Raw genomic sequence first — 16867 nt, 5'->3', positions numbered from 1 at the left:
CTCTTAATCTACTTTTAATCACGAAAAAATGAGAGAATATATCGAGTAAATCATTGCAAAGAAAAATAAAAAAACAATAAAAATCAATTAAATAAATAACAGTTATTTTTTTCATGACTCTATTTTAATTTTATATTTCATTTGGCCCCCTGATGGAAAAATATATTAACCAGCAGTTTAATACTCAATTATTATAAATAATAATTCCACTTTACCGGTTTATTGCTGACTGCAAATAGTCATTTCTCTTTTTATAGCGAGAGTGATTTTGCACAGAAAATCATTTCCGCGACTCACCTCATCGCCATATAAAGTTAAATTTTAATTTTTCAATTTAATAAAAAGCATATGTAATCAGTATGTTACTGACTGTTCACTCCCTTACACTCAGAATGTTATGATTTTTAATAATGGTAATGCCCAATGGATTATTATCTAGGAATTGACGTAGGGATTTCAAAAGTTAAATCAATGCTATTTGATACTCATTTCAATGAGTGTCTGGTGGCATCCGTCGATAACCTCACTCTATCCCCGCGCCCCGGCTATGCAGAACTGTAGTGATGTGATGGACGCCCCTTCCTAAGGTAGTCAGTGCCATACTTTTACTGACTGAATTAATCTGGGAGTAACACCACATGAACACAATCAGAGTTGTTGGTATCGATATTGCCAAATCTGTTTTTCAGGTATGTGTTTGGATGGTTGATGGTTCCGTTGCCTGGAACAGAAAAATATCACGTCAGAAATTGCTGGATACGCTTCGCCAGTTTGAGCCGGGTACTTTAATCGCGATGGAGGCTTGTTCAACCTCTCATTTCTGGGGGCGAACCCTCAGTTCTATGGGGTATAGCGTAAGGCTTATACCCGCACAGCACGTGAAAGCATTTGTCAGAAGCCAGAAGAACGATGCAAACGATGCTCTGGCAATTTGTGAAACAGCATGCCGCCCTGGTATCCACTTTGTTCCGGTTAAAACCACGGAACAGCAGGATATCAAAGCACTGCGGAATACCCGTCAACTGATGGTTGAGCAGAGAACCGCGCTGGCTAACCAGCTTCGTTCTTTGCTCGCTGAAAACGGCCTCATTCTTCCCGTTGGGATCCAGCGTCTCCAGCAGCAGCTACCTGAACTTATTGAAGATGCATCTAACAATTTAACTTTCACACTTCGCCGATTGCTTTCTTTATTGCGGGAAGATATGCAGGCGCTCAATGAACGCGTTACCTATCTGGATAAAGAAATGGCTGCATTGTCTTCACAACAAACAGCATATCGCCATTTATTAACAGTCCCTGGTGTTGGCCCGCTTATCGCTGCAGCATTTATCAGTGAAGTTGATGCAGTACAATTCTCCAACGGCAGAGAATTATCCGCATGGTGCGGCCTGGTTCCCCGGCAGCACAGTTCAGGAGGAAAACAAAGGTTGTCTTCTGTGACCAAAAACGGCAATCGCAGCCTGAGAACATTAGTCATCCATGGCGCGCGCTCAGTGATGCGCTGCGTGAAAAAACGTGATGACAACCTAGGTCTTTGGCTGAAGAGGCTCGAGGCAAGGCGAGGGTTTCTGAAAACCACCGTAGCTTTGGCGAATAAACTGACCAGAATCATCTGGCGAATACTGACCGATGGCGTTGATTTTAATATGAGCAAGGCTTTTACTGCGAATTAACTCAATACTCGTTAAAGAAAACATGTCTCTCTGAGTTTGCAGGCACTGATGAGAAAACGGCTACCGTCCCTGTAACAGCCTGAAGTTGACCTGGGTAATAATATACCGGTGTAGTGATAAGGAAACAGGGTTCGGATAACATCATGGCGCAGGTAACTTTACCTACTTATGACGCCGGATATATGGTCGCAAACCGTATCGAACCAGTACTTGTAACATCCGGGGCGTCCATATATGGTCAACTTAAGCAGCAACCAGTTGCCTTGCCAGCTAAAGCATCTGCGGTATAGCGGCCGCCAATAAAATCAACCTGATCACAATGGCGTAGAGCTACACTGATAGGGTCATTTGCGCTGGTATTGATTTGTGGGGTGAATATCAGCAAACGATTACCAGCAAGCAATGAGCAAGCCGGATGTATTATTTATCGCCTTGCTTTGCCAACTTACTGTGATAAAGATCGCTGAATTTTTTTTCTATAAGTGCTTGAATAATGAAAGAGCATGAGGCGTTTTGCCCCTCAGAAAACGGATATCTTCATCAGTTTGCGAGGCGGGCCTTTCAAGTGCTCGGGTATCTCTTCATGAAACGGTTGCGTTCATGCCCCTTTTTACGGCATGTTTACAACAACACTTCCCTGCTTTAGACGTTCGAATTATCACTTTGTGAGCAACCTGATGATTAAGTGGCTGTGGAAAGCAAATCAACCGCAAGCGGAGATGCTTGCACAGTGGCGTGAAGCGCTGAATATCCCTCTATTGGCACCTTTAAATGACGAGGAGCAACAGCGGCTGATTTCTGTCGCCAGCCATTTGCTGCAACAAAAACGCCTGCTACCACTGCAAGGGTTAGTATTAACGCCGTTGATGCAGGCTCGCTTAACACTGTTATTCGCCCTGCCAGTGATGGAGTTGGGGGCTAAATGGCTAGACGGTTTCCATGAAGTGCTGATTTATCCGTCCCCTTTTGTGGTTGATGACGACTGGCAAGATGATGCGGGCTTGGTCCACACCGGGAAAACAGTGCAGTCCGGTCAGAGTTGGGAACAGGGGCCGATTGTACTGAATTGGCAAGATATTCAGGACTCGTTTGATTTGTCAGGTTTTAATTTGGTTATTCATGAGGCGGCCCACAAACTGGACATGCGCAATGGCGGTCACTCAAACGGCGTGCCACCGATTGCCATGCGTGATGTTGCGGCGTGGGAATATGACCTACATCAGGCGATGGATAATATTCAAGATGAGATAGATATGGTGGGTGTCGACGCTGCCAGTATGGATGCATACGCCGCCAGTGATCCTGCTGAATGTTTTGCGGTGTTATCCGAATATTTTTTCAGTGCACCTGAGCTATTGGAAAACCGTTTCCCGGCGGTTTACCAGCATTTCTGTACTTTTTATCGTCAAGACCCGCTGGCCAGACTAAAACGGTGGGAAAACGATAATAAAAACGCCGAGATCTTGCATCCACTGAATTAGTTATTGGCTCAACGCCTTAAACCATAAAGGCATAAAATGGCGAATTCACCTGATTTAGCCATTATCTCTCTCTGTCTTGCTCAGATGCTGAGCAGTCGAGCCAAATGTACCAATTTAGCGTTGACAGTATCGGGCATGCTAGATATCATGCGCCCCGTTCACACGATTCCTCTGTAGTTCAGTCGGTAGAACGGCGGACTGTTAATCCGTATGTCACTGGTTCGAGTCCAGTCAGAGGAGCCATATTAGAAAAGCCCGCTTAGGAAACTAAGCGGGCTTTTTGCTATTTAGCTGTTGGTGGGCGGTTATAGCAATCGGCGGCCAGATTCGCCAGCCAGCTGAAAGTTGGTTATTATCCCACCCCACTTCCCCTTCGGGCAACCTGATGTCTATGATTTACGATACCTTTATTGCCCCACCGTGCCATGACAAGATAGAGATTCTCTATCAGGACGAGCATTTGGTGCTGATCAATAAACCTGCTGGGCTGCTCAGCCTTTCGGGGAAAAACCCACAAAATCTCGACTCGGTGCATCATCGGCTGGTACAAATATTCCCCGGCTGTACTCTGGTTCATCGCCTTGATTTTGGGACTTCCGGGCTGATGGTGATTGCCCGCAATAAAGCTATTAATGCTGCCCTCTGCCAGCAGTTCAGTCAGCGCACCGTAACCAAGGTGTACAGCGCACTGCTTTGTGGACATCTGGACGACAACGAAGGAATCATAGACGCGGCGATTGCCAAAGACCCAGCACTGTTCCCACTGATGTCGATTTGCCCAATCAACGGCAAACCCGCCCGTTCCCACTATCAGGTCATTGAGCGTTTTTATCACGAGTTGGAAGACAATAAGTTGGAAAACAATAGATTACTGCCATTGACACGGGTACAGCTAACCCCGGAGACCGGGCGTACCCATCAACTCCGCATCCACTGCCAGCAGTTGGGCCACCCTATTTGGGGCTGCGACTTATATGGCGGTCGCCTGCTACCAGGCACCGAGCAAACACCGCGGCTGATGCTGCATGCCAGTGAGCTACATTTTATTCATCCCATCAGCAAAGAGTGGGTCAAAACCCGTAATGCCTGCCCGTTTTGAATGAGAAAAGCCCGTTTAAGGTTAATGACAAAGTGCCCGCTATCCGCTGCCGCACACCATTTTTTCTGGTAACCGCAGCGCTTGTTTCGCCATGTCCGACACCGGCTGGCGGGTGCTTAACCAGCGTTATCTTAGTGTCTGGATGTGATTTCTGATATTGATCAGCAGCATATTGCATCGCTTCGCCATAGTTACTGTCTCGAGATGCCATCACAAATTCATTGGCCAGGACACCGAATGTGGTGGTCAATAACACGGTTGCCATCAATATACGCTGGAATATGAAATTTATATATTTACTTTTAAATCATAGTGTTAACTAGATTAATTATTTGTGTGGCGACATAAAATAAATAGCCCACTGGAGGAAACCTCAGTGGGCTATTTGATGATTAGCTTGTTTTGCAGGAAAGTACTACCGCGTGTAAAAAGTGCTACAGCACATAAACAGTATTACAGCGCATAAAAAATCAGTGCAGCAATACCACCAAATAAAATCCATTTAATCAGATAATAAATTGTGCGGTTCCAGGCTTTTAAGCGTTTACCCACCTTTCGTACCGCATAGATATATTTGAACGCTCGGTTGACACCACCGGTTCTATCCCCTTCTTCATTGGGGGCCGTGGCGGCACTCATTAAATGACGGCCCAACCAATGGTTAATCCATTGTGCCCAGCGATAGCGCATCGGGCGTTCAATATCACAAAATAAAATGAGCCGGTTTTGTCCACTGTGATTTTCGGCATAGTGAATATAGGTTTCATCAAACAATATTCCTTCACCGTCACGCCAGCTATAAGTGGTGCCATCAACATCAATAAAGCAGCGGTCATCATTCGGCGTTATTAAGCCAAGGTGGTAACGCAAAGAACCTGCATAAGGATCACGGTGGCGAGGTAAACGGCTGCCGTCCGGCAACTCAGCAAACATCGCCGCTTTCACCGATGGCAATCCTTTTAATAATGTGGTGGTGTGTGGGCACAATGTCATTGCCGATGGGTGGCTGTCTTCATACCATTTCAAGTAAAAGCGCTTCCAACCCGTTTTAAAAAAAGAATTAAAACCAGCATCATTATATTTATCTGATGCTTTGATTTGCTGGATTTCCATTAACGCCTGACCTTCTTCCCGAATTTTTAACCAGTTATCTCGCAACACGGTCAGTTCGGGGAAAAGATCCTGCTTTAAATAGGGCGTGGTGGGAACGCGTGAGAATAAATACATGAAGACATTGATCGGAGAAACAAATGTCGAATGGTCTGAGAGCTGACGCCAAAATCTATAACGCACTTTCCCACGGAAATGCACATAGGCTACACACAAGATGAAAACCAATAGCACTATATATTTCATGATGTCCTATCAATAAATATTTTTGGTAGCTAAATATTTAGTCTATTCCCATTAAATTTTCCAACTAAAAATAATTTAAAATAATGACAAGGCCGATAACAGCAGATTAGGAGCTATCCTTCAATCTATTGAAGTCATGTATAAACTCGGCGTTTAGGCGCGCCTAATGGCCCTGGCCCTTGCTGAGAATCGTTTTTGTGGTCAAACTAAATGTATTCTTCGCTATGGAAAAAACCATTGGGATTGACATGAGTAACGCCATTTCACCAAGCTGGTCGTTTGACCTTAATAACTGTCTATTACCCCATTTTTGATATCAATTTGATTAGTATTAGGGATAAAATCCCCGCGAAAGCAGGGATAGGAAAGGTTAAAATATGTAACGTATACCCAATAAAAATTCGCTGGAAACCAAACGTGCTTTCATCTGTTCATCTTGTAATGCTCTGGCATTTGCAAACTGATTGAAACCACTTTGAACATCCCCCATATCAGTATAGCGATAGCCAAGGTCTAAAATCAGTGATTCTATAGGTGAATAACTAACACCGGTGCCAATTGTATAGGTCAGATTGTTCTGTGTGCTACTCGCGTATTGACGGGTAGGATTACCTTGCCATCCATCTGAGCTAATTTTTGCAACACCGATACCCAATGTGCCATATAAAGCGAAACCATGACTTAGCGCAATATCACGATAGCCATTTAGCATTAACCGCTCGGCATTGATATATTGATGATTAAAACTGGTTGGGAAGCGAGTAGAACCACTGGTGTAAGTAGATTTTTTTTTGGCTACATATTCACCTTCAGTACGCCAACCATTACCAAATTGATAACCGGCCGCTATTGAACCATTGTAAAAATTATCGCTATCTTGGCCAGAGACAAATGAACCAATTCCAGGACGGCTGCTGGTGTCCATATTTTTAGCATCCTGGAATGTTCTCAATACTTTGATTGAACCATAATAACCTTCTTGTTCAATACTATTGGCAAATACAACATTTGAAGTGGCTAATAGCAATCCTGTGATAATAGCGAAAGTGCAATTTCTATTCATTATATGTATTCCTTACATATTTTGTTTATTTACGATTTATACTGAAGTTTTATTTATATTTATTTACCAAACGATTTGTGGCATTAGGCTATTTAAGTATCTAGCCATGTGAATGGTAATCATGTTTATATGAAGAGTAAATTCGTAGCACTACCCATTATTTAGGTATAAATACCTATTGTTGAGCTTTAAATTGAGGGCCTAAATGGGAGGATACCTTATGAAAAAGAGCTAGCTCTTTTTCAGTGACAGCAAGTTTCTCAGGATTAGTAAGCAATAAGTGTTTGTATATCGCTATCATTTAATGTGAAACAGCCAGTAAAACAGCGCCCTGCGGGAAAATCTCCACTTAACTCTCGTAATAATTGTAATTCAAAACGCCCCGTGTCCAGCGAGTAACTCAGTAATTGAGCTTCAAGAAAATCAAAATAACGTCCAAGCTGTGGGTATATCGCTTTAAATAAGCTTTCTTTCGCGGAAAAAGCCAATGTTAGCAAGTGATTAAAAGGTAATGGGCCATCTTGTAAATGCTGATATTCTTTTTCATTGAGAATACCCGGCCACAAGTTGGCGGCTCTTTCTACAGGAATTAAGCTTTCGATATCCAGACCAATACCATGCAATCGGCGCTGGGATTCTAAAGGCTCAGCAGCGGGTGTTATTATTTGTGCGGTGCACAAAGCGCGTTGATTATTATGGCTGATGCTGCCGATCAAACCGGTCGGCCACAGTGGCGCGCGATCGATGCCATTCGTCAGCGGATAATCACGCACTTCCAACATATTGAGAACTTGCCTGGCAACAAAACGCCCGGCCAGATATTCAGCACGCCGTTTAGCAACCGCTTTTTGTAAACTGCCCGGAAACGCGATGCCATATACGGTAAACAACTCATCCCGATATTCATTCACATCAAAATCACATTTAGCCAGAAGCCCGTGAAACAAGGGTTGATCATTCAGACCGGCGGCGGGTAATGCAGCAAAGGTAAAATTACGGATAAATACCGACGTCACAGGTTCTCCTAATCATCTTAATTAATGGCGTTTCATAGTAGTAGTTAACCTTCTTTGTCACAACATCAGAACCCCGCTATTTAAACTAAAACGTTCTCTACTTCAAGTTGCACCTCATTTATAACCCGATAATTCATGTCTATCACCACACGGTCGGTTGATTACAAGATCATATGAAATGACACTTCACAATTATTGAAACGCAGTTCCTTACGTTTCTTTTTCTGTGACACTGGTCAATTTAAAAGCAAATGTAACCCGCTAGGTTTATCACCTTGGGGATAAAGGAATAGCCCTTTTATATAAATATTCAATTATTAGAAATAATCTCTTTTTATCTACTCTTTTAATGACTTCTGGAGACCACTGAATGAAATTCCCTAAGCCGCTACCAACACTCTGTCTGGCTATTGCTGCTATTTTATTTAGCCAAATAGCCGCCGCCCAGCAAATTAAAGCTGCCGATGTTCATCCTAAAGATTATCCCAATGTAGTCGCAGTTAAAAATATGGGTGACAAACTGAAGACCGTGACTGACGGGCGATTGGAAATTAAAACTTTCCCCGGCGGGGTATTGGGTGATGAAAAGCAAATGATAGAGCAGGCTCAAATGGGGGCCATTGATATTATTCGTGTTTCCATGACCCCTGTTGCCTCTATTTTACCGGAGATCAGTGTCTTTACTCTGCCCTATATGTTCCGCGATGAAGATCACTTGCATAAAGTGCTTGATGGAAAGATTGGCCAGGAAATTGGCGATAAAATCACTAACAATAAAAACTCAAAATTAGTCTTCCTCGGTTGGATGGATGCGGGCACCCGTAATCTCATAACCAAACAGCCGGTCATTAAACCAGAAGATCTCAAAGGCATGAAAATCCGAGTGCAGGGCAGCCCTATTGCACTGGCAACACTAAAAGCCATGGGAGCCAACTCACTCAGTATGGGTGTCAGTGAAGTGTTCAGCGGGATGCAAACCGGGGTTATTGATGGCACCGAAAATAACGAGCCAACTTTTGTCGCGCATAACTACCTGCCAGTGGTTAAAAACTATACTTTGAGCGGCCATTTTATTATTCCAGAATTGTTCCTTTATTCGAAAGTTAAGTGGGATAAATTATCTCCTGAAGATCAGCAAACCATTCTAAAACTAGCAAAAGAAGCGCAGGTAGAACAGCGGGTATTATGGCAAGCCTATGTACAGCAATCTCATGACAAAATGAAAGCTGGCGGTGTGAAATATCATGAAATCGATCATGACTATTATTATCAAGCCACTCAGCCGGTACGTGATGAATTTGGTAAAGATTATCAGGACTTAATCCAGCAAATTAGCGCGGTCCAATAATATTCTTTTGGCGGTATTAATTATTTTAATACCATCGATATATACCTAAAGTCATTGGTGTTGCAGCAAGACGGCAAGTAAATCATTCCTGATGAACTGACACAAAGATTGTGATTCGGGTGAACAAGCGCCACTAACACCGCTGCAATGCCAAAGACGAGGGGTAATCTGAGGTCTCCGCTATGGCTCGCTCTTATCTATCAACGATGGATGCTTTATATCGCCTGTCAGTTTGGGTGGCGGGTATTGCATTAATTATTATGGTTGCAGTTATTCCCATTGGGATATTCACCCGTTATGTCCTAAACGATGGTTTATCCTGGCCCGAACCCGTGGCTATTTTATGCATGGTGACATTTACCTTTGTGGGCGCGGCGGCCAGTTACCGTTCGGGTTCACATATTGCTGTCAGCATGGTTACTGACCGGCTCTCTGAAGCGGGTAAAAAAATCTGCCTAATATTGGTGGATTTGCTGATGATATTAATCAGCCTGTTTATTCTGGTTTACAGCTTTATTTTGTGTAGCGAACTTTGGTCACAGCCCGTGGCGGAGTTCCCATTACTGACTGCCGGGCAAACTTATGTTCCTCTGCCGGTAGGCTCGGCAATTACCCTGTTGTTTATTATCGAGCGCTTGTTCTTTGGCTCGCAGACCCACCGCCCGGTAGTCATGATTGGCAATTCATAATTTGGGGAACTTTGCCTTATGGACGCATTTATTTTAGTTTTTACCTTGGCAATTTTGTTGGCTATTGGTGTGCCGGTGGCTTATGCCGTCGGCTTGAGTGCCATTGCTGGCGCATTTTGGATTGATTTACCGCTGGAAGCGGTAATGATTCAAATTACCAGCGGCGTCAATAAATTCTCATTATTGGCTATTCCCTTCTTTATTCTGGCCGGTGCCATTATGGCTGAGGGAGGAATTGCGCGGCGGCTGGTGAATTTCGCCTATATCTTCGTCGGGTTTATCCGTGGCGGTCTGTCACTGGTGAATATCGTCGCCTCGACTTTTTTCGGTGCTATTTCAGGGTCTTCAGTGGCGGATACCGCCTCTATTGGCTCGGTGATGATCCCGGAAATGGACAAAAAAGGTTACCCTCGTGACTTTGCGGCGGCGGTTACTGCCAGTGGTTCGGTTCAGGCAATATTGACGCCACCTAGCCATAACTCAGTGATTTATTCATTAGCCACCGGCGGTACTGTCTCGATCGCGGCGCTGTTTATTGCTGGGATCTTGCCGGGTCTGCTACTCAGTTTTACGCTGATGTTAATGTGTGTCGGCTTTGCTTATAAGCGGGGTTACCCCAAAGGTGAGCGGGTGCCGTTCCGTCAGGCGCTTAAAATCTTTGTCGACACATTATGGGGGCTGATGACGGTGGTCATCATCATGGGCGGGATCCTTTCTGGCGTGTTTACTGCCACTGAATCCGCCGCTATTGCCTGTTTATGGTCATTTTTCGTGACCATGTTTATCTATCGTGATTACAAATGGTCAGAGTTACCCAAGCTGATGTATCGCACGGTAAAAACCGTCACTATCGTCATGATTTTGATAGGCTTTGCCGCCAGTTTTGGCGCGATCATGACCTATATGCAATTACCCGAGCGTATCACTGAGTTCTTTACCTCGGTTTCAGACAATAAATACGTCATTCTGATGTGTATCAATATCATGTTGCTGCTGATTGGCACCTTGATGGATATGGCCCCGCTGATTTTGATACTGACGCCAGTGCTGATGCCAGTCACCAATTCATTGGGTATTGATCCGGTGCATTTCGGTATGATTATGTTGATTAATCTGGGAATTGGCTTAATTACACCGCCGGTGGGGTCGGTGCTGTTTGTTGCCAGTGCGGTGAGTAAACAGAAAATTGAGCAGGTGATAAAAGCCATGTTACCGTTCTACGGCGCACTGTTCTTAGTTCTGATGCTGGTGACGTATATACCGGCAATATCGCTGTGGTTGCCAAGAGTCTTTGGTGTCTACACCGGCTAACCGCCATCTATCATAAATAAGTCGGGCCGCTGACTGGCCCGACATACAGAAACACTTCTAAATCAATACCATAAACTCATTATTGGCCACCCCACCAGCAGCAACATGGTAATGTAGAACACCCCCATGATCCCACCCAGCCGCCAGTAATCTTTCGATTTCACATAGCCGCAGCCATAGATAATGACGCCAGGGCCGGTAGCATACGGGGTCAGAACCCCCATGATCCCGATGGATAATACTAACAGCATGGATAAATGCTCCATCGGCACCCCGCTCAACCCTTTACCAACGGCTAAAATCACCGGTAGCATGGTGGCGGTATGGGCAGACAAACTCGCGAACAGGTAGTGGGAGAAATAGAACACCAACACCAATGCCACCACCGTCATATTCGGCGAGAAACCGTCAAGATGAGTGCTCATGGTGTTAGCGAACCAATCAATAAAGCCGGAGCGGGTCAGGCCATTGGCCATCACGACTAATGTTGCCAGATTGACCAAGGTGTTCCAGGCGCTAGAATATTTAGTGATATCTTTCCACGACACCACATGCAGCGCCAGCATCAGGGATACCGCCAGCAAACCCACTGCGGTTGCATCAATAAATTTACCGCCAAACACCCATAAACATAGGCTCAGCAGCACCAAACCAATCAGGATCATCTCTTTGCGGGTCAGCGCTCCCATTTCACTTAGCGCTGTTTGTGCCCAAGCCGCGACCTCATCACTTTTGGTGACTCCGGGCTTATACAGCACGTAAGAAAGCCACGGCGCGACGATCAGTAAAATCAAGCCGACGGGCAGGAATGCCAGGAACCACTGCATCCAGCCGATATGAACACCAGCAATTTTATTCACAAACTCAATACCCAGCACGTTAGGTGCTGCGCCAGTGACAAACATTGAGGAGCTGATGCTGGTACCAATAACCATCATCCACATCAGATAGCCGCCGATCCGCCGTGACGAGGGATCATGCGGATAGGAGTCAAACAGTGGCGGCAGGTTTTTCACCACCGGGAATACCGTGCCGCCGGTTCGGGCGGTGTTCGATGGTGTGAATGGAGCCAATAAGATATCAATGATAACAATGGCATAGCCTAGCGTCAGTGTGCGTTTGCCCATGAACTTCACCATGAACAGGGCAATTCGACGGCCCAACCCGGTGGCTTCATAGCCGAGCGCAAAAATAAATGCCCCGAATACTAGCCAGACAGTGGTACTGGAGAACCCTGCCAGCCCCCACTTCAATGATTCTTTACCGCCATTAAAGCTGGCATCCGCCACTTCAGCGGGACTAAATAGCACCCAGTCAGCACTCAGCACACAAATAGTCACCGCGATAAAACTTATCGCCGTGGCCGGAATCGGCTCTAAAATCATCCCGACAATCATGGCGACAAAAATTGCAAAATAGCGCCAGGCTTGAGGTGGCATACCTTCCGGGGTGGGTATCAACAGCAGAACGGCCAACACCACAAAAGGCGCGAGCGCTTTCCATAATTTCTCTTGCGACTTCAACATAGAGAGACTCCTATAGCGGCTACGGGGCCAATAGCTGTTACTGGCCCAATAACAACGTTATTATTTTTGTGAGGGAGATGATGTGGGAATTGCGCCAGAAACCAGGTCAGGATCAGCAGGTCAGCACTGCCGCCAGGACTAAGGTTGCGGGCGATACATTGGGCGTCAAACATTCGCACCCTCAATTGGCTAACAGGGTCGTCCATCCCTGCCGGTGAGAGTGAGGCCAGCAGCTCTGTCGCCTGTTGTTGCAGCCATTGCAGCCCCGCCATACCGCCACGGGAGACCACATTGGTATCGCGATTGACGGACATCAACATCAGCAAGGTATGCAATAAGGCATGGTCAGGTTGTACCCCATCGGCGAGTAAGCGCCGATACAGGGGTAAAGCATGGGTTAATACTGTTGCAAAGCCGGATTCAGCTTCACCACGCGCACCCGTCAGACCATGTTGATAAAACAGGCGCTGCCCGGCGGTGTGTTGTGGGTTTGATTGGCGCAGTTCGCGCTCAGTCAGCCCACGGCATAAGCTGGCAACCTCCTGACACAGCGTCTGCGCGCTTATCAGGGCCGCACGCGCTTTCAACCGCCCCAGCGCACAGCAAATCAGCCCCAGAGAAAAAATACTGCCTTTATGGGTATTTACCCCGCCAGTGGCTAAAAACATTCTGTTTTCACACGCCAGTCCCAATGGCCGTAGGCCGGTCAGTGCCGCCTGTCCGTGCAAATGACTGTGGCGGATGCCGTGCTCAATAAAACGGGGCAACCATGGCGCAATAGCATCAGCGCTGTGATAAAAATCTTGCAGTGTCATGTCCTGATGGGCACCACAATTAACACGATCGACTAAACCGGGCTTGGGTGTCAGGTTGACTTCGGCCAACATGGCCTGAAAAGCTAAATTGCCATACTTTTTGCTAAAGTCACCGCCAGCCCAAACAGCAGGCGACGAAACCGCCATGTTGTCAGTGCGTTGCAGTTGTGGCATTGAGCATCAACTCCATCTGGGCCAATAATTCGTCAAGCGAGTGAGTCTGCGCTCGGGCGCAAACATTGGCTGGGCGATGACATAGCAAGCAACGGCGCGGAGCCAAGCCCACATCACGGCGCGACAAAATTCGCCCCGAAACATCCAGCACATCGATATCCCATAATCTGCCCTGCGGATGCTTTAGCTCGAGTAACAGCGCGGCGTCTTTGACTTGCTCGGCGGGGAGATCAACCGCTATCAAGCCCTCACAGCCGGTCGGTAACGGGAAAACCTCTTGCTGCAATACTGGCCAACATTGCTGTTGACCAAGTGCGGTGATCGCCTGCCACGCTAGCGAAAATAGCTTGCGCGTCAATGGGTTATCTTTGACCGCTCCCGGTGCCACCAATGTCAGTGAAATCAAGGTGACTGAGTGACGGGCCAGCCAGGCCTGTTGTCGGCTCTGGCGGGACTCACGGCTGGTCAGCAATTCCGGCAAGCTAATAGGCCGATTAGCGGCTAATGCAGGGGAAAGTGTATTCATCGTCTACTCCTGTATCTGATGAACAACATCAATCACCGAACCGTCGCGGTAGCGCACCACCGCCACTACCCGGTCAGTGAATTTGATTGGTTGCGGTTCGCCAGTCAAAATCAACGCGCGCTGATAGAGCCAGTCGATGGTCACTACCGGTAACCCCGCTTGCTGCAAACGCTCCGCCAATTCTGGCCGTGCCGGATTCACCGCAATACCATGATCGGTCACTAAAATATCCACACTAGAGCCGGGTGTGACGCAGGTCGTCACTGCCTTGACCAAAGTCGGAATACGCCCGCGTACCAATGGCGCGACAATGATTGACAGCCGGGCAGCAACCGCCGTATCACAGTGACCGCCCGATGCCCCGCGCAACACGCCATCGGATCCGGTCAGCACATTGACATTAAAACCGGTGTCAATTTCCAGCGCGCTCAGCACCACCACATCCAGTCGGTCGACTGACGCGCCTTTCGAGCTGAAATTGGCATATTGGTTGGCACTGATTTCGATATGACGTGGGTTACGGGCCAGCGAAGAAGCCGCTTGTTTATCAAAACTTTGCACATCCAGCAGCTTGGTAATCAGCCCTTTTTCGTGCAAATCCACCATAGTTGAAGTGATGCCGCCGAGTGCAAAGCCGGCAGTGATATTGCGGCGTAACATTTTGTCTTCGAGGAAGCGCGTCACCGCCAGTGATGCCCCGCCAGTTCCGGTCTGCAAAGAGAAACCCTCAACAAAATAACCCGAACCGGCGATCACTTCCGCTGCACGGCGAGCAATCAGTAACTCGCGCGGATTGGAGGTCATTCTGGTGCTATCTGCGCCAATCTTGTCGGCATCCCCCACTTGTTCGACCTGAACAATCAAATCTACTTGATCTTGGGTAATACTCGCCGGGTGATGAGGATAAGCCACCAGCGCTTCAGTCAGCAGCACCACGCAATCGGCATATTCGGCATCAACACGGGCATAACCCAAGGAACCACAACAGGCATTGCCACTAAAACCATTGGTATTACCGAACTCATCGCAGGCCGGCACCCCAATAAAGGCGACATCAATGCTCAGCTCGCCGGACTCAATCAAATTCACGCGACCACCGTGGGAATGAACTTGCACCGGTTTAGCTAATAACCCACGGGAGATTTCCTCCGCCAGCGGCCCGCGCATGCCGGAGGTATAGATTTCGCTAACCACACCATTACGGATATGCTCAACCAGCGGCGAATGACACTCGCTCAGGGAACTGGAAGCCAAACGCAAGTTTTTGAACCCCATGGCGGCAATGGCATTCATCACCAGATTTAAGGTCAAATCACCAGCACGGAATGCATGGTGGAAGGAAATGGTCATGCCATCTTGCAACCCACTGCGGCGAATGACATTTTCCAATGAATCACAAATTTTGATATTGCGCGGCTTCTGCGCCTGTAAATTTGCTTTAGAGGTGTTTTGATATAAGTGATACGCCGGGCTGTTATCCTGACAGTGACTTAAGCTTTCAACTCGTTGTTGCCTATTCATTTTTTATTCCTCACGCAGGCCGCTGACCGCACGTTGCAAAACCAACCGCGCCCGTTCAATCACCGGACTGTCCACCATCTTGCCGTTCAGGGAAACCACACCGCGCCCTTCGGCTTCGGCCGCAGCTGCGGCATTGACCACCGCTTGGGCATGGCGGACTTCTTTCTCAGTCGGGGCATAGAGGTTATGTAACAGTTCGATTTGGCGAGGGTTTATCAAGGACTTGCCATCAAAACCCAGTTGCTTGATAAGTGCTGCTTCCTGCAAAAAACCGGCTTCGTTATTGGCATCGGAATACACGGTGTCAAAGGCCTGAATCCCAACGGCGCGGGCGGCCTGCAAAATTGAACAGCGGGCAAACAGCAGCTCAAGGCCTTCGGGAGAGCGCTCGGTGCGCAAGTTGCGGACATAATCCTCGGCCCCCAGCGCAATGCCCATTAAGCGCGGCGACGCCTGTGCAATAGCCAGCGCCTGAGTGATACCCTGCGCCGATTCAATCGCCGCCAACAGGCCGGTGCTACCCACTTCACGGCCACATTCCGCCTCAATACGGCTGATTTCGTGCGCCATATCTTCGACATCTTTCGCGCTATCCGTTTTCGGCAAACGCACAATATCCGCGCCCCCGCGCACCACGGCGTCTAAATCAGCCAGGCCATAAGCAGAATCCAACGCATTGACTCGCACAATGGTTTCTACATCTTGATAAAGCGGATGTTGCAAGGCGTGATAGACCAAACGACGAGCGGCATCTTTTTCGCGCAGAATAACCGAGTCTTCGAGGTCAAACATCAGAGCATCCGCCTGATAAATAAAGGCGTTACTGACCATAGCGGCATTGGCACCGGGCACAAATAACATGCTGCGGCGCATTCTGTTTTTCATTTCGGGTTTCATCAATGCGCTCTCCATGGCAGAATTTTTTCATCGCAGGCTCTCAGCAACGCGGTTTCCAGCCGTGCTTGCAAAACGCAATCCAGCGCGCCTTTGTCGTCAATGATCAGTTGCACCCCAGTTACCCGATATTGTTCCAGCAACGCCAATACGCTGTAGCGAATGGCTTCGCCAAACTGTTTGTCTACACTGCTGTGTATTTGCAGATCTATTTCGGGTGGATTTAATGGCGCGATACGCACCATAACGTCGCTCGACTCCAATGTTCCGGCGACGGCCTCTCTAATAATTTTCATTTTTCACCTGATTAACTTGTCTTCAAATTCGTGGTCTCTGACTTACCCGTCAGTCCCTATTTTGGTGCCCTGCTTTAAT

The 16867-nt window shown here is 47.2% G+C and carries 17 protein-coding genes and 1 tRNA gene; 8 read left to right on the top strand and 10 right to left on the bottom strand.

Annotated elements, in window-relative coordinates; translation table 11 throughout:
- The first annotated feature begins 423 nt into the window (after positions 1–423).
- The 5 genes from DXZ79_RS20660 to DXZ79_RS08355 all read left to right on the top strand — a co-directional run bounded on the left by DXZ79_RS20660 (position 424) and on the right by DXZ79_RS08355 (position 4253).
- The gene (locus tag DXZ79_RS20660; RefSeq protein ID WP_162928736.1) at positions 424–561 is read left to right on the top strand and encodes a hypothetical protein; all 138 of its coding nucleotides are present in this window, start codon (positions 424–426) and stop codon (positions 559–561) included.
- 77 nt (positions 562–638) lie between these two features.
- Positions 639–1673, top strand: coding sequence for an IS110 family RNA-guided transposase (locus DXZ79_RS08370; protein WP_038633883.1), 1035 nt, complete (start codon positions 639–641; stop codon positions 1671–1673).
- A 677-nt stretch (positions 1674–2350) separates the two neighbouring features.
- Positions 2351–3154, top strand: a complete 804-nt coding sequence (mtfA, locus tag DXZ79_RS08365; protein WP_120011202.1) for a DgsA anti-repressor MtfA — start codon at positions 2351–2353, stop codon at positions 3152–3154.
- A 167-nt stretch (positions 3155–3321) separates the two neighbouring features.
- Positions 3322–3397 (top strand) — tRNA-Asn (locus tag DXZ79_RS08360).
- Positions 3398–3539: 142 nt separating this feature from the next.
- Entirely contained in the window at positions 3540–4253 is a 714-nt protein-coding gene (locus DXZ79_RS08355) for an RluA family pseudouridine synthase (RefSeq protein ID WP_120011615.1), read from the top strand.
- On the opposite strand, the gene DXZ79_RS08350 is transcribed toward DXZ79_RS08355, so the two are convergent.
- The 4 genes from DXZ79_RS08350 to DXZ79_RS08335 form a co-directional block, all read right to left on the bottom strand.
- Positions 4225–4518 carry a hypothetical protein gene (locus DXZ79_RS08350; protein ID WP_120011201.1) on the bottom strand — a complete coding sequence of 98 codons (294 nt, stop codon included), beginning with the start codon at positions 4516–4518 and terminating at the stop codon, positions 4225–4227. The two genes, DXZ79_RS08355 and DXZ79_RS08350, sit on opposite strands and share 29 nt — an antisense overlap.
- Before the next feature lie 188 nt (positions 4519–4706).
- Entirely contained in the window at positions 4707–5609 is a 903-nt protein-coding gene (gene lpxO / locus DXZ79_RS08345; protein WP_038633890.1) for a lipid A hydroxylase LpxO, read from the bottom strand.
- 370 nt (positions 5610–5979) lie between these two features.
- Positions 5980–6672, bottom strand: a complete 693-nt coding sequence (locus DXZ79_RS08340; RefSeq protein WP_038633893.1) for an outer membrane protein — start codon at positions 6670–6672, stop codon at positions 5980–5982.
- Positions 6673–6938: 266 nt separating this feature from the next.
- Positions 6939–7688, bottom strand: a complete 750-nt coding sequence (locus tag DXZ79_RS08335; protein ID WP_038633897.1) for a 4'-phosphopantetheinyl transferase family protein — start codon at positions 7686–7688, stop codon at positions 6939–6941.
- A 370-nt stretch (positions 7689–8058) separates the two neighbouring features.
- Here DXZ79_RS08335 and DXZ79_RS08330 point away from each other — a divergent pair, with 370 nt between their 5' ends.
- The 3 genes from DXZ79_RS08330 (at position 8059) to DXZ79_RS08320 (ending at position 11036) form a co-directional block, all read left to right on the top strand.
- Complete coding sequence (locus DXZ79_RS08330) at positions 8059–9036, top strand: TRAP transporter substrate-binding protein (protein ID WP_038633900.1); 978 nt, start codon at positions 8059–8061, stop codon at positions 9034–9036.
- Positions 9037–9218: 182 nt separating this feature from the next.
- On the top strand, positions 9219–9725 hold the full coding sequence (locus DXZ79_RS08325; RefSeq protein ID WP_038633903.1) for a TRAP transporter small permease: 507 nt from the start codon (positions 9219–9221) through the stop codon (positions 9723–9725).
- An 18-nt stretch (positions 9726–9743) separates the two neighbouring features.
- Positions 9744–11036: a TRAP transporter large permease gene (locus tag DXZ79_RS08320; RefSeq protein WP_038633905.1), complete on the top strand. Its 1293-nt coding sequence runs from the start codon at positions 9744–9746 to the stop codon at positions 11034–11036.
- A gap of 62 nt (positions 11037–11098) precedes the next feature.
- Here the strand turns inward: DXZ79_RS08320 and DXZ79_RS08315 are convergent, their stop codons facing one another.
- From DXZ79_RS08315 to citD, 6 genes are read right to left on the bottom strand one after another with little or no spacing between them, the layout of a single operon-like run.
- Positions 11099–12562 (bottom strand): anion permease, encoded by a 1464-nt coding sequence (locus DXZ79_RS08315; RefSeq protein ID WP_038633907.1) that lies wholly within the window; start codon positions 12560–12562, stop codon positions 11099–11101.
- Positions 12556–13551, bottom strand: a complete 996-nt coding sequence (gene citG, locus DXZ79_RS08310; protein ID WP_050291667.1) for a triphosphoribosyl-dephospho-CoA synthase CitG — start codon at positions 13549–13551, stop codon at positions 12556–12558. The genes DXZ79_RS08315 and citG overlap by 7 nt, the downstream gene beginning before the upstream one ends.
- Complete coding sequence (gene citX / locus DXZ79_RS08305) at positions 13529–14077, bottom strand: citrate lyase holo-[acyl-carrier protein] synthase (protein ID WP_038633912.1); 549 nt, start codon at positions 14075–14077, stop codon at positions 13529–13531. The genes citG and citX overlap by 23 nt, the downstream gene beginning before the upstream one ends.
- A 3-nt stretch (positions 14078–14080) precedes the next feature.
- Complete coding sequence (citF, locus tag DXZ79_RS08300) at positions 14081–15598, bottom strand: citrate lyase subunit alpha (RefSeq protein ID WP_038633914.1); 1518 nt, start codon at positions 15596–15598, stop codon at positions 14081–14083.
- Positions 15599–15601: 3 nt separating this feature from the next.
- Positions 15602–16495, bottom strand: a complete 894-nt coding sequence (locus DXZ79_RS08295) for an aldolase/citrate lyase family protein (protein ID WP_038633917.1) — start codon at positions 16493–16495, stop codon at positions 15602–15604.
- Positions 16495–16788 carry a citrate lyase acyl carrier protein gene (gene citD, locus DXZ79_RS08290; RefSeq protein ID WP_025377851.1) on the bottom strand — a complete coding sequence of 98 codons (294 nt, stop codon included), beginning with the start codon at positions 16786–16788 and terminating at the stop codon, positions 16495–16497. Before citD ends, DXZ79_RS08295 begins: the two co-directional genes overlap by 1 nt.
- Between the last annotated feature and the right edge of the window lie 79 nt (positions 16789–16867).

This window comes from Yersinia rochesterensis (genome assembly GCF_003600645.1).
GTDB lineage: Bacteria > Pseudomonadota > Gammaproteobacteria > Enterobacterales > Enterobacteriaceae > Yersinia > Yersinia rochesterensis.
The sequence above is the reverse complement of the archived record's forward strand: the minus strand, read 5'-3'. Positions and strand labels throughout refer to the sequence as shown.

Bases quoted from the DNA above. Each gene is read 5' to 3' on its own strand.
- DXZ79_RS08350 (WP_120011201.1), bottom strand. From the start codon at position 4,518: ATGGCAACCGTGTTATTGACCACCACATTCGGTGTCCTGGCCAATGAA.
- DXZ79_RS08330 (WP_038633900.1), top strand. From the start codon at position 8,059: ATGAAATTCCCTAAGCCGCTACCAACACTCTGTCTGGCTATTGCTGCT.
- DXZ79_RS08355 (WP_120011615.1), top strand. From the start codon at position 3,540: ATGTCTATGATTTACGATACCTTTATTGCCCCACCGTGCCATGACAAG.
- DXZ79_RS08320 (WP_038633905.1), top strand. From the start codon at position 9,744: ATGGACGCATTTATTTTAGTTTTTACCTTGGCAATTTTGTTGGCTATT.
- citX (WP_038633912.1), bottom strand. From the start codon at position 14,077: ATGAATACACTTTCCCCTGCATTAGCCGCTAATCGGCCTATTAGCTTG.
- lpxO (WP_038633890.1), bottom strand. From the start codon at position 5,609: ATGAAATATATAGTGCTATTGGTTTTCATCTTGTGTGTAGCCTATGTG.
- DXZ79_RS08295 (WP_038633917.1), bottom strand. From the start codon at position 16,495: ATGAAACCCGAAATGAAAAACAGAATGCGCCGCAGCATGTTATTTGTG.
- mtfA (WP_120011202.1), top strand. From the start codon at position 2,351: ATGATTAAGTGGCTGTGGAAAGCAAATCAACCGCAAGCGGAGATGCTT.
- DXZ79_RS08325 (WP_038633903.1), top strand. From the start codon at position 9,219: ATGGCTCGCTCTTATCTATCAACGATGGATGCTTTATATCGCCTGTCA.
- DXZ79_RS08370 (WP_038633883.1), top strand. From the start codon at position 639: ATGAACACAATCAGAGTTGTTGGTATCGATATTGCCAAATCTGTTTTT.
- citG (WP_050291667.1), bottom strand. From the start codon at position 13,551: ATGCCACAACTGCAACGCACTGACAACATGGCGGTTTCGTCGCCTGCT.
- DXZ79_RS08315 (WP_038633907.1), bottom strand. From the start codon at position 12,562: ATGTTGAAGTCGCAAGAGAAATTATGGAAAGCGCTCGCGCCTTTTGTG.
- DXZ79_RS20660 (WP_162928736.1), top strand. From the start codon at position 424: ATGGATTATTATCTAGGAATTGACGTAGGGATTTCAAAAGTTAAATCA.
- citD (WP_025377851.1), bottom strand. From the start codon at position 16,788: ATGAAAATTATTAGAGAGGCCGTCGCCGGAACATTGGAGTCGAGCGAC.
- citF (WP_038633914.1), bottom strand. From the start codon at position 15,598: ATGAATAGGCAACAACGAGTTGAAAGCTTAAGTCACTGTCAGGATAAC.
- DXZ79_RS08340 (WP_038633893.1), bottom strand. From the start codon at position 6,672: ATGAATAGAAATTGCACTTTCGCTATTATCACAGGATTGCTATTAGCC.